General features: G+C 53.2%; 11 protein-coding genes. 6 read left to right on the top strand and 5 right to left on the bottom strand.

Features of this window, described 5'->3' with window-relative positions; genetic code table 11:
• Positions 1 to 8 precede the first annotated feature (8 nt).
• Genes JNE38_RS29580 through JNE38_RS29560 form a run of 5 tightly spaced genes read left to right on the top strand, consistent with a single transcriptional unit; the run spans position 9 to position 5719 of the window.
• A complete protein-coding gene (locus tag JNE38_RS29580; protein ID WP_203354582.1) occupies positions 9 to 2117 on the top strand; it encodes a BglG family transcription antiterminator in 2109 nt (702 codons plus the stop codon).
• Positions 2114 to 2548: a PTS mannitol transporter subunit IIA gene (locus tag JNE38_RS29575; protein ID WP_203354581.1), complete on the top strand. Its 435-nt coding sequence runs from the start codon at positions 2114 to 2116 to the stop codon at positions 2546 to 2548. The genes JNE38_RS29580 and JNE38_RS29575 overlap by 4 nt, the downstream gene beginning before the upstream one ends.
• Before the next feature lie 6 nt (positions 2549 to 2554).
• Positions 2555 to 3703: a mannitol-1-phosphate 5-dehydrogenase gene (locus tag JNE38_RS29570; protein ID WP_203354580.1), complete on the top strand. Its 1149-nt coding sequence runs from the start codon at positions 2555 to 2557 to the stop codon at positions 3701 to 3703.
• A gap of 17 nt (positions 3704 to 3720) precedes the next feature.
• Complete coding sequence (gene ptsP, locus JNE38_RS29565; RefSeq protein ID WP_203354579.1) at positions 3721 to 5448, top strand: phosphoenolpyruvate--protein phosphotransferase; 1728 nt, start codon at positions 3721 to 3723, stop codon at positions 5446 to 5448.
• Between the two features lie 13 nt (positions 5449 to 5461).
• Entirely contained in the window at positions 5462 to 5719 is a 258-nt protein-coding gene (locus JNE38_RS29560; RefSeq protein WP_203354578.1) for an HPr family phosphocarrier protein, read from the top strand.
• Between the two features lie 42 nt (positions 5720 to 5761).
• On the opposite strand, the gene JNE38_RS29555 is transcribed toward JNE38_RS29560, so the two are convergent.
• Entirely contained in the window at positions 5762 to 7453 is a 1692-nt protein-coding gene (locus JNE38_RS29555; RefSeq protein WP_203354577.1) for a sulfatase family protein, read from the bottom strand.
• A 120-nt stretch (positions 7454 to 7573) separates the two neighbouring features.
• Positions 7574 to 8635 (bottom strand): YeiH family protein, encoded by a 1062-nt coding sequence (locus JNE38_RS29550; protein WP_203354576.1) that lies wholly within the window; start codon positions 8633 to 8635, stop codon positions 7574 to 7576.
• Between the two features lie 134 nt (positions 8636 to 8769).
• On the opposite strand from JNE38_RS29550, the gene JNE38_RS29545 reads away from it, so the two are divergent.
• The gene (locus JNE38_RS29545; protein ID WP_203354575.1) at positions 8770 to 9666 is read left to right on the top strand and encodes a LysR family transcriptional regulator; all 897 of its coding nucleotides are present in this window, start codon (positions 8770 to 8772) and stop codon (positions 9664 to 9666) included.
• A gap of 65 nt (positions 9667 to 9731) precedes the next feature.
• Here the strand turns inward: JNE38_RS29545 and JNE38_RS29540 are convergent, their stop codons facing one another.
• The 3 genes from JNE38_RS29540 to JNE38_RS29530 all read right to left on the bottom strand — a co-directional run bounded on the left by JNE38_RS29540 (position 9732) and on the right by JNE38_RS29530 (position 12577).
• Positions 9732 to 11156 carry a stalk domain-containing protein gene (locus JNE38_RS29540; protein WP_203354574.1) on the bottom strand — a complete coding sequence of 475 codons (1425 nt, stop codon included), beginning with the start codon at positions 11154 to 11156 and terminating at the stop codon, positions 9732 to 9734.
• Between the two features lie 90 nt (positions 11157 to 11246).
• Positions 11247 to 12008 carry an anti-sigma factor gene (locus tag JNE38_RS29535; protein WP_203354573.1) on the bottom strand — a complete coding sequence of 254 codons (762 nt, stop codon included), beginning with the start codon at positions 12006 to 12008 and terminating at the stop codon, positions 11247 to 11249.
• A 2-nt stretch (positions 12009 to 12010) separates the two neighbouring features.
• Entirely contained in the window at positions 12011 to 12577 is a 567-nt protein-coding gene (locus JNE38_RS29530) for an RNA polymerase sigma factor (RefSeq protein ID WP_203354572.1), read from the bottom strand.
• Between the last annotated feature and the right edge of the window lie 70 nt (positions 12578 to 12647).

Genomic DNA, 12647 nt, shown 5'->3' with positions numbered 1-12647 from the left:
GTGAGACATTGCGAGTATCGTCACGACAACGAGCGATCGTCGAGATCCTGTTGCAGGAACAAAAAAGCATGACGGTTGGTTCCATCGCCGAGCAAATCGGTGTCAGTGCACGCACCATTCACCGCGAGCTTGATGTTCTCGATTCCTTTTTCGAGCATTACGGTCTGAAGCTGCTTCGAAAAGCCGGCGCAGGCGTGGAAGTGGCAGGAACGTTGGAGCAAAAGCAAGCGCTGCGTGTGGATGTGCTGCATCAGACGACGACCGAATACACCGCACAGGAAAGGAAGGTCCTGATCCTGTGTGCCTTGCTGGAGGCAAAAGAGCCGGTGAAGCTCATTTCGCTAGCCCTGGACTTGAAGGTGACGACGGCGACGATCAGTCACGATCTGGATGATTTGGAGCTGCTGCTCGCCCAGTATGAGCTCAGCCTCCTGCGCAAGAGAGGCTATGGCGTGGAGCTCAACGGTTCCGAGGCGTCCAAGCGCAGAGCTATCAGTCGGCTGCTTTCCGACCATCTCGATGATCACCAGGTCATCGACATCATTCGGGAAAACATACAAAACAAGAATTTGCGGGACATCGATTCGATCTCGGAGCGCCTGCTTGGCCTGATCGACAAGGAAAAGCTGATCAAAGTGGAAAATGCGCTGAGCCATTTGGAGGAAGAGTTGCCCTATTCGCTGGCAGACAGTGCCTACATTGGCTTGGTGACTCACTTGGCGCTGGCCGTGGAACGAGTCGAAAAGGGAGAAAACATTCACTTTGATGAGCTGACTTTGCATGAGCTGCTGGGAACACCGGAGTACGAAGCTGCCCAGACGATCATGGAAAGGCTGAAGCAAACGTTTCAAATGGAGATCCCGGCTGCCGAGATCGGGTACATTACGATGCATCTTCGCGGAGCCAAGCTGAGAAATTCACAGGATGAGTTCCTGTGGCCGGAAAATGCAGAGCTGGCAGCCTCGACGCAGCGATTGATCCAATACTGCGAAGAGCGATTAGGCGTTCCATTGCGAGATGACAACTCCCTGTTCCATGGGCTGTTGACGCATCTGGAGCCGGCTCTTTATCGGCTGAAACGCAAGATGGAGATACGAAATCCGATCCTCGACCAGATTAAGGCCAACTATGCGGAGCTGTTCACCGTCATGAAAGAAGCAGTCGGACGGGTTTTTCCCGAGCTGCATGTTCCGGATGAAGAGGTCGGTTATCTGGTCATGCATGTGGGTGCTGCCCTGGAGAGAACGAGACAGGAGCTGCAACGATACAGAGCCCTTGTCGTATGCTCCAGCGGTATCGGGTCATCCAAAATATTGGCTACACGCATCAAAAAGGAAATACCCGAGATCATAAGCTTGCAGAACCTTTCTGTATTTGAAGTGGGGCGTGTCCCTGAAAGTGAATACGACTTGATCATCTCCACCATTCCCCTCCCAACAAGCGAGGTGGATTATGTGGTGGTGAGTCCCCTTTTGCCGCAGGAGGATATCCAAAAGATCAAATACCATTTGCACCACGCAGGGCAGACGCGGCAAATTGCTGCCAAGGCACCTGATTTCCCACTTGAAGGGGACCAGGCTGGCCGACATTTGAAAACGCTGAGTCATTATGCCGGATTTGCCGATGAGCTGGTGGAAGGCTTTGCGGTGAAGAACTGGAACAATCGCGGACAGAGCATGGAGCACATACTGAGTCAGATGTGCGAGGAACTGCGGAAAAAGGGTACCATTCGCTCCGTCAATGCCGTCGTTTCGCAATTGCTGGCCAGGGAAGAGCTGGGCGGATTGGGTATTCCCGATACTTCCATGGCGTTGTTCCACGGCAAGAGTGAAGAGGTAGCGAAGGTTTCGTTTACCCTGCACTTGCTCGAAGAACCGGTCCAGCTGCGGTCGATGGATGAGCAGGAGATGTCCATTCGCGTATTGCTGCTGCTGCTTGGCCCGACGAAGATCCCTCGGGAAGGCCTTGAGGTGCTGAGCGAAGTCAGCTCCCTGCTGATTGAAGAGGAGACACAAAGCATTTTTGAAACCGGAGAAGTACAGCAAATCGCTGATTATATAGCAGGCAAATTGTATTCCTTTTGCCTTAAAAAGACAGGATTGGAGAGAACAAAATGAACAACTTGCTGACTGTAGATAAAATCATGATGAATGCAAAGGCATCCAGTAAAGAAGAAGCGATCCGTCTGGCAGGAGAACTGCTGGTAAAGGGAGGGCATGTCAGCCCTGCATACGTAGAAAAAATGCAAGAGCGTGAACAGCTCGCGACCACCTATATCGGCAGTGGGGTAGCGATTCCGCATGGCACCAACGAATCCAAGCAAGAAATCCAATCGACTGGAATCTCCATCGTGCAGGTTCCAGACGGTGTTGATTTCGGCGAAGGGAATACCGCGTATTTGCTGATTGGCATCGCCGCTGTAGGTGATGAGCATTTGGAGGTACTCTCGAACATTGCTGTGATTTGCTCCGAGGAGGAGAATGTCACCCGCGCCGTTCAAGCCAAAACTCCGGAAGAAATCATCGCCCTGTTTGCAGAAGGGGTGTGAGGCAGGATGCTCGCTGTACATTTTGGAGCGGGAAATATCGGCCGAGGCTTCATCGGTCTGCTGCTGAATCAGGCAGGCTATGAGGTCGTATTTGTCGACGTGAATCAGACGCTGGTAGAGGAGTTGAACCAGCGCGGCTCGTACCACGTCCAACTCGCAACGGAGGGGACACCGGCCACTCTTGTAAAAGGAGTACGGGCCATTCAGGGCCAAGATATCGAGGCAGTTGCAAAGGCCATCGCACAAGCGGACCTGGTCACTACTGCTGTCGGTCCACATATTCTGCAGCACATTGCAGGAGCCATTGCCAAAGGCATCTCCCAGCGCCTCGAGGTAAGCGCCCGTCCATTGAATGTGATTGCGTGTGAAAACATGATCGGCGGAAGCGCTCAGCTGAAGGCGCAAGTCTACGGGCACCTGAACGAGTCAGACCAAGCAAAGGCTGGCCAATGGATTGCATTTCCAAACGCTGCTGTGGACCGCATCGTTCCCTTGCAGAAGCATGAGGACAAACTGCTTGTAACCGTCGAGCCGTTCTTTGAATGGGTCGTTGATCAATCGCAAATCGTGGGGGAGGCACCCGCAATCGAAGGGGTCACCTATGTACCCGATTTGGCTCCGTATATCGAAAGAAAGCTGTTCACGGTCAATACCGGGCATGCCGTCATTGCCTACCTGGGATATTTGTACGGGTATGCGACCATTGACGAGGCGCTCCGAGACGACAGAATCAATCAGGCAGCTAAAGGTGCGCTGCAGGAGACAGGCGCACTTTTGCTGGAAAAATATCGATTTGAGAAGGAAACGCATGAAGCCTATGTAGAAAAGATTTTGGGGCGGTATGCCAACCCTATGCTCTCTGACCACGTTACACGCGTAGCACGTTCACCCATCCGCAAGCTGTCGCCAAATGACCGTTTGGTCGGCCCAGCCATGCAGTGTGTGGCACGCGGCCTCTCTGCGGAGTATCTTGCTCTCGCGATAGCGGCAGCCTTGCTGTTCGATTATCCGGAAGATCCAGAAGCCGTACAGATTCAATCCGAGCGAGCGCAGAATGGCATAGACCAAGCATTGCGCAGCTACACGGGCATTCCAGCAGGAAATCCGCTTGAACAGATTGTCCTGGAGCATGTCCGCTCACTGCAGGCCCAATAGAGAAAGGAGGAGCATCGATGTCCCAAAAAATCGTTGGTGTGAAAGCTTCTACAGGTATTGCCATCGGAAAGGTATTTTTGCTCGCAAATCCTGAATTTGAGATCAAAACGATCTCCATCGAAGAACCGCAGGTGGAAATCAAACGTTTCCAGGATGCTCTGGACAAGGCGAAGGTTGAATTGCAAGGAATCGCACAGCATGTGGAAGCACAGATGGGTGTGGACAAGGCTGACATTTTCAAAGCGCATCTCCTCGTGCTGGAGGACCCGGAGCTGGTAGATTCCATTCAGACCAAGATCGAGCAGGATCGAGTGAATGCAGAAAGCGCACTGGATGAAGTGGCGTCGGGCTTTATCCTCCTTTTTGAACAAATGGATAATGAATACATGAAAGAACGGGCTGCGGATATCCGCGATGTGACCAAGCGCGTCATGTCCCACTTGCTGGGCGTGGAGTTTGCCACGCCTGCCAACCTGACAGAAGAAGTCATTATTGTGGCAGAGGATTTGACCCCTTCGGATACGGCGCAATTGGACCGCCGCTATGTGAAAGGATTCGTCACAGACATTGGCGGACGGACATCCCATTCCGCTATCATGGCGCGTTCCCTGGAGATTCCGGCAGTAGTCGGTACGCGAGAAATCACCCGTGCTGCGCGCTTTGCTTCCACAATCATTTTGGACGGACATGAAGGGTTCGTCATTCTCGACCCAAGCGAAGAGGAAGTGGCCGCGTATCGCCGCAAAAAGGCGGAAGACGAGGCACAAAAGGCTGAGCTGCTCAAGCTGGTCGAGCAAAAAACCGTGACCACGGATGATCACCACGTAGAGCTGGCAGCCAACATCGGCAGCCCGGAAGATTTGGTGGGCGTTCTTGCAAATGGAGCGGAAGGTGTCGGACTGTTCCGTACAGAGTTCCTCTACATGGGCAGAGACAATTTCCCGACGGAAGAGGAGCAGTATGATGCGTACAGACAGGTGCTGGAGCGGATGGAAGGAAAGCCGGTTGTCATACGTACGCTCGACATCGGCGGCGACAAGCATCTTTCCTACCTCGACATGCCGGAGGAGCTGAATCCGTTCCTCGGCTTCCGGGCCATTCGCCTGTGTCTGGACAACCAGGACCTGTTCCGGACGCAGCTGCGTGCCTTGCTTCGGGCAAGCGTATTCGGCAACTTGAAAATCATGTTTCCCATGATTGCGACGATCGAGGAGTTCCAGCAAGCCAAAGCCATTCTGGAGGAAGAAAAGGCAGGATTGCGGGATCGTGGCGTCGCAGTTTCCGATGAGATAGAAGTGGGCATCATGATCGAGATCCCTGCCGCAGCGATGATGGCCGATCAACTGGCTCAGGTAGTGGATTTCTTCAGCATTGGAACCAATGATCTGATTCAGTATACGATGGCAGCAGACCGGATGAATGAGCGAGTCGCTTATCTGTATCAGCCTTATCACCCGGCTGTCCTCCGCTTGATTCATCAAGTGATCAAGGCCGCTCACGCCAAAGGGAAATGGGCAGGCATGTGCGGGGAAATGGCAGGCGATCCAATCGCCATCCCGATCCTGCTGGGGATGGGACTGGACGAGTTCAGCATGAGTGCCGCGAGCATTTTGCCTGCTCGTCAATTGCTAGGCCGCATGAGCAGAGAGGAAGCGGCAAAACATACAGATAGCGTGCTCTCGATGAGCTCATCCAAGCAAGTGGAGGAGTTTGTCCGGCGAACATTTGAACAAATCAACAACTAAGGAGGCGCACCGGATGGAGCAGAAAAACATTGTTGTGCAGCTTTCACAGGGCTTGCATGCCAGACCGGCAGCTACTTTTGTGAAAATCGCTACTTCTTTCGCGAGTGAGATCAAGCTCTTGAAGAAGGAAAAAATCGTGAATGGAAAGAGCATCATGGGTATCATGGCTGCGGCGATCGCAAAAGGCGAAGAAATTACGCTGATCGCGGATGGCGTGGATGAAAAGGAAGCTATCGCCGCATTGGAAAAGATTTTGTTGGAACAAGAATAGTCAGCTTGAAATGGGAAGTCCCTCTACGGAGGGGCTTTTTTCTTAGCGTTTATCAGGATTTCGGAGAGAAACCGGAGTCAGGCGCTTTTTCCTCCGCTGCTCCTCCAGCAGTGCGGCCATCCATTCCCGGATCGGCTCTGTCTGGGGCGTAGCATAGACAGGTGAGGCCAGATTGAATACCTCCAGCGGGTCATCGGTGATGTTGTAGAGCTCATATTCATCTGGAGCGGGACAGTCATTCCCGCCGACATTTTCGTAGTCAAAGTACCGTGAGTATTTCCAGATCGTTTTTTGCTCGTTAAAGCGTACATGGGCAATGACTGTTTCGATGCGATTGGGAGATACGACCGATTGGTACGGCTGACCCAGCAAGCTCACCTGGTGCTGGCCTTTGGTGACATCATCTTCGGTCATGAAGTAGAGAGGCTCTTCCAAGCGCTCTGGCGTCCCCGTCCCCATCACGAGAGGGGAGAGATCGCGCCCGACCGGCTCCCTTACTTCGCTGTGCGTTCGTTTGAGCTCGGTCTGTATAACAGCAGTGTCAGCTCCAATCAGACCCAGCAAGGTGGGGAGGAGATCGATATGGCACGTGAGATGTGAGGTAGTCTGTGGCACCGGATACAGAAGCGGATTGTGGATGATCAAAGGGACATGCAGGACTTCTTCATAGGCACAATAAAACTTTTGATGAAGATTGCCATGTGCTCCGAGCAAATCTCCGTGATCCGACGTAAACACAACGATCGTCTCCCGATACAGGGAGGACTCGGCGAGAGTCTGGAGAATCCGCATCATTTCCTGATCGGCATTTTTCTGCAGCTGATAGTAGAGTCGACGATAAAAGGCGTTGTCGGTAATGGGCTGAAACGCCAGCGGATAGACGTCCCGATAGCTGGCCTGGCAGCGCGGCTTGGTTCTGAGCGTCTCTCTCTGGGTGGGAGGAGGTTCGACTTCGGGAACCGTATCTTCTACGTGAAACCGGAAGAAGGGCATCTCCTGCGTGATGTCGCCATACAGCGTGATATCGTGAGGATTTACAAATGAAGCGACGATCAGCCAGGGCTGGTAATCCTGGGAATGGGACATATGTTGATTTTCATGGTCGAGCTGGCGAATCAACTGAACCGTATCAGTTCCGTAGATGACATCGCGGCCGTTGATGCCAATGGCTGCAGATGAGCCTGAATTGTGGGGAGCGCCCCCAGCGGGCTCTGGTCCGATCCATGCAGAGAAACCGTACCCGTTCAGCCGATCGGCCCTAAGGTACAATTGCTCCAGCTGCGGATCCGGGATTCCTGTCCCGCGCTGATAGCTGGGCAGGGACAGGTGGGTTCCGGGAATGGGGATGTTCGCATTGGAGAAATGCCATTTCCCTTTGTAAAAGGTGCGATAGCCAGCTTCCCGGAAGTAATCGCCCAGGGTGGGCACCGTGCTTGGATCCAGCCAAAACATATCGCTGTCTGGCGGTCTTTTTGCAGCACCTGATGTTTGCGAAACGCCGTGCAGGGACGGGTACTGTCCGGTAAACAAGCTCGCTCGACTGGGGCAGCAGGCAGTGGACGAGACGTAATGGTTGGTGAATTCCATGCCATGGCTGCGCAAAAATTGGTGGGCTTGCAGTTGTTTCTTACTCCAAGCTTTGATGGCCGTACCTTCATAGGCTGGTGGATAGCGTTCTTCATCGACCATAATCATGAGGATATTGGGGCGTTTCCTAAGCAGGCGTGTGGGCATGGCGACACCCTCCTTTCCGGCAGAACAAACCGCTATCATCATACGAGAAGAATGGCAAAAAAATTCGCCGAGCATGGATTGCCCGGCGAATGAATCTGGCCTGATGAACGTGAAGCGTGTTTAGATCAGGAAAAACGACAGTATGGAAAGCAGCACGGATGTGATGGACATGGCAATCAACGGACGAGCGGCTTTGGTGCGCAGGGCGCGCAGGTTCACATTCAGCCCCAGACCGACCATCGCCATCGTGAGCACGAAGGTGGTGATCGTGGAGACGCTTGTCTGGAAGCCTTCGGTTACGGGGATGAGCGAGCCGAGGACGTAGCTCCCCAAGACGCTCATGACGAGGAACCCGATCAGGAACCATGGGAACTCGATTTTGGCTCCGCTTTGTAATTTGCCGCTTCGCTTCATCCAGTACATCAGGATGAAACAGAGCGGGACGAGCAGCAAGACACGACCCAATTTGGCCAGCAATCCGATGGCCAGGCCATCTTGCCCGGCAGGAGCAGCAGCCAGGGCGACATGCGCGATTTCGTGCAGACTGATTCCCGACCACATGCCGTATTCTGCAGGAGTCAAAGGCAGATAGGGACGCAGCACTGTGTAGAGGATGGAGAAAACAGTCCCGACGAGTGCGATGATTCCTACTCCGATCGCCGTATCCTCTTCTTTTGCCTGAATAATGGGAGATACCGCTGCGATGGCTGCGGCACCGCATACCCCTGTTCCCACTCCCAGCATCAGGGAGAGCGATGGCTCCGCTTTTAGCCACTTTGCCAGCAGGACGGTCAAGAGGATGGCGAAGACGATGACCCCTGCGTCATACACCAGCAGACCAAGGCCTTGGTGAAGGACGACATCGATATTGAGCTTTAAACCGTACAAGATAATGGCGAGACGCAGAAGTCGTTTTGCGGAAAACTGAATGCCAAGGCGAAGGGCTTCCGGGTAACCCCAGAGCTGACGGTAGACGACAGCAATCAAGATCGCACAGGCTAACGGTCCGACGCGGTCAAAGCCAGGGACTTTTGACAAACCGTATCCAAGCAGCGCTATCAAAAAGGTAAAGGCGACTCCGCCGATCCACAGCGATCGGGGTGAAAACCTGGGTGTGGTTTTGGCAGTGGCAGCACTGGTGTTTTGATCCACAGGCACGTTCTCTTTTACATGGGTAGCCATTTGTGCTTCACTCCTTTAAAAGTGTTTCCTTTATCAGCATAATGCCAGAAGTATAATAAGAAAAATAAATCATCTGCATGATGATGATAAGTAAAGTTGTATAATGATAAGCGACGAGGAATGAGGTGAGGGATATGGACCAACAATTGCGTGTCTTTGTAACAGTAGCCGATCGTCAAAACTTTTCGCGTGCCGCAGAGGAGCTGCACATGACGCAACCCGCCGTCAGCCAGTACATCCTGTCGCTTGAGCGAATGATCGGCACCAAGCTTTTGGAGCGCAGCAACAAGTACGTACGGCTCAATAAAGCAGGCGAAATTGTCTATCACCACGCCAGAGAAATTCTCGGTCTCCACACGAGGATGCAGAGCCTGGTCGATGATTTGATGAACACACCCAGCGGTCGCTTGACGATAGGGGCCAGCTATACATACGGGGAGTACGTTCTGCCTCATGTGGTTGCTGGGATGAGACAGCATTATCCAGCGATCACTCCCACCATCACGATTCACAATTCGACGGTCATCGCCGAGCAGGTAGCCAATCGCCAATTGGATGTCGGGATCGTCGAAGGGGAGTACGTCGATGAAAAAATGTGCATCGAGCCGTTTGCAGATGATCGGATGTACTTGATTGTCTCCCCTCAGCACCATTTAGCCGGGAAGGAGAAGATCACCCATGCCGATCTGGAGGAGGAGACCTGGATCGTGCGTGAGGAAGGCTCCGGGACACGGGAAGCGGCTGAAAAGATGTTTCGTCAGCTCGAGATTATGCCGAGCAAGCGGATGGAATTCGGCAGCACACAGGTGATCAAGGAATCAGTGGAGGCTGGTCTGGGCATCACCCTGCTGTCGTATTGGGCGATCCGCAAAGAGCGTAAGCTGGGTACGCTAGTGACTCTCAAGGTCCAAGGAACACCGGTTACCCGGAACTTCTCCCTGCTGACAAAAACAAACGAGTTTCATACAAAAGCATTGGATATTTTCATGGATCTCATACGCAATCATGTGCCAGAAGGGGCCCATACATAACAAGGGGAAGCGGCACGCTCGGAATTCGTGCAGCTTCCCCCTTCTACAGGCGGGCCTATGAACTTTTATTTCACGGTGATGGTACCTGTCATGAAGGTGTGGGGCTTGCAGTAGATGGCGTATACTCCCGGTTTGCTGAAGGTGGCAGTATAGGCAGCGCCCTTGTTGATGGGACCGCTGTCGAAGATGCCGTTTTTCGCTGTGACGGTGTGAACGACATCGTCGAGATTTTTGAATGTAACCGTGGAGCCTGCCTCGATCGTCAGAGACCCTGGTTTGAATGAAAAGGATTGAATGTCGACAGTGTAGCTCTTGGTGGCTGGAGTAGTCGCGGCTGTCCCCCTGGCAGGAGTCGCAGGAGCGGGGGCGGCGGAGTGGGATGCTGCTTCGTGGCCCGATTTTGCTGTTGTTTGAAAGTGAATGACCTTTTTCACGACTGGCAAAATGGGCTTATGGTCAGCGCCCACCAGCTGCACAGTCAAGGTATGATTGCCGGGCTTTACATTCTCAAAAGTGACAGGAGAAGCAGTCACTTGTTTATACGCGAGCTTCGGATTGGAGGCATCCGTGTCCAGCCATAGGTGAACGTGTCCTTCGCCAGGTGCGACTTCGCTATGGGTGCGGAAATCGGCTAGCTTGAAGTTGGTCAATGCCGTGCTTACCGTTACCTTGTCTCCGGTCAGGACAGCTCCTTCCTCGACTCCGTTGACAGCAACGGTAGGAGTCGCCGCTGTAGTGAAAGTCATTGCCTGTTTGACTGCTGGGGCAATCGGCTTGTGATCGTTGCCCACCAATTGAACGGTCAACGTGTGTATTCCCGGCGGCACCTTGTCGAAAACGGCAGGCTCACCGTTGATCATTTTATAGGCCAGCTTGGGATCTGCCGGATCGGTATCCAGCCAGACGTGAATATGGCCTTCTCCTGCTTTGGCCTCTGCGTGCTCGCGGAAATCAGCCAAATGGTGTTGGAAAGCCGCCACGGACACCTTTACTTGATCGGCGTACAAGATGCCCCCGCTGGCGGGAGAAACGATGCGCAGGGATGGCGCTTTTGCTGATTGGAGGGAAATGACGTTCGCGGCTTTGTCATAATCGACACTCATGCCAAGATTCTCTGCCAGAAATCGGATCGGCACATAGGGAACGTTTTGAACCAGAGAAGCTGGCGTGTCCATGCTGGCGGAGCTGCCGTTGATCGTGACGTTCATGCTTCCCAGGGTGAACCGATACGTATTGGCCTCTTTCTGAACCGTGACGGTGCCCGCAGCTTGATCATAGACCATGGCAGCTCCGATAGCCCGGGCGAAGTCGTTTGCCGGTAGCATCAGGTGATTGTTGGAGACAAGCTGCCTGCCTTCCAAGTGCAGCGGCTTTCCATCCAAAGTGACGTTGCTTTGGGACAAGGAGGATGGGGCGGCGAAAACCCACCCGATCCCCATTGCCCCTGAGAGTAATACGCTGGCAAATAAAGCGGCAACTGATTTTTTCATGATTGTTTCCCCTCCATGTTTGTGAGATAGGCATTCGCTGTCTTTCACGAAAGGTAACGCAGGAGGGAGGGGAACGGTTCGATTGAATAGCTATGTGCCCAGTACTTTTTTTCCACGAGGCTGGGTGCCATTTGCGTCGGGCTCCAGGGTGATGCCGATTGCCTCAAATGACAGGGAGGGATCCTGCATATCGTAGGTGAGGACGCCTGTACCTTTTTGATCGACGCGGAAAACCCCAGCGTTTTGACGCTTCCCATCGTGAATGAGCCAGACTTGATAGGCCTGCGCTCCCTGGGTGGAGGTAAGACCCTGCAGGTGCAGGACAAGCGTTTTTTTGCTGCCCTTTTCGAACATCCATGCCGTTCCTTTTGCCAAGGACGGGGCATTCGGAGCCGCCTGCAAGGTATAGGATTGCACCACTTCGGCAGGCTGGAACGAATGATGCGCCGCAAGCTGCTGACGGAGCTGGAGGTTATTCCAGATGACTCCTGCCAGAGCAATCGCCAATCCCGCCATCACGAAGCGTTGGGGAGCAGGCAGCCATGCTGCCAGACGTTTGCCAATACGCTGGTGCCAGGATAGGGAATGTGCAGGATCTGGCTTTTCTATGGGTTCAAAAATCGCGCTCATCACTTCTGTCTTCAAATCGATAGGCACTTCCACATTCTCCGGCTGATACGGCAATTGGAAAGGTATCAACGCCCATGCCTCCCGTAATTCATTCACTTCCTGGCGACAAAATGGACATGATGCGAGATGGCCGTCGATGAGGAGTCTCTCTTTCTCTGAGCATTCCCCGATCACATAAGCGACCAATTCATCTGATAAAGAACAACGGTCACGGGTTTCCACGTTTACCCCTCCATCTCTGGTATCAAGTGGTTCCGCAAGATTTTCAAGGTTTGGTGCAGCCGACTCTTGATGGTGCCGAGCGGCTCATTGCGCATCCGGGCAATTTCACTGAGTGAGTATCCCTCCCAATACAGCGATTGAATCAGCTCAATCTGGCTTTGAGAAAGATAGCGGTATGCCTTTTCCATCTGTTCGTTCATCAACTTGCGGGAGATGACGTCAGCTGGGTTATTGGCGGGATGGTCCGGGATGTGTTCCCATTTCTCGGGTGAGACGGGTACGTAGCGCTGATTTCGCTTTTCTTTGCGAACATGATCGATCGTGATGTTGCGGGTAATCGTAATCAGCCAGTTTACAAAAAGTCCCTTTTCGGCGTTGTAGCCTGATTCTGAGGTCCATAGGCGGGTAAATACCGCCTGCACGATTGCCCTGGCATGCTGCTCGTCCTGAGTCGATTTGAGCGCGAATGAGTAGACAAGCTTGACGTAGCGGTCATAAAGTTCTTCCAGCGCAGGGCGGTGCTTTTGCCTAACGAGTTGCATCAAGTCCGCGTCGCTCCAGTTTTGCATGAGACAGGCACACCTCTTTTTCTCCTGGTCTCTACCTTCTTTGAAAAGGTAACGATGCCAAGTCCCGATC

Origin of the sequence: Brevibacillus choshinensis, from assembly GCF_016811915.1 — a bacterium.
Lineage (GTDB): Bacteria > Bacillota > Bacilli > Brevibacillales > Brevibacillaceae > Brevibacillus > Brevibacillus choshinensis_A.
This window is presented reverse-complemented; position numbering and strand designations above follow the sequence as displayed.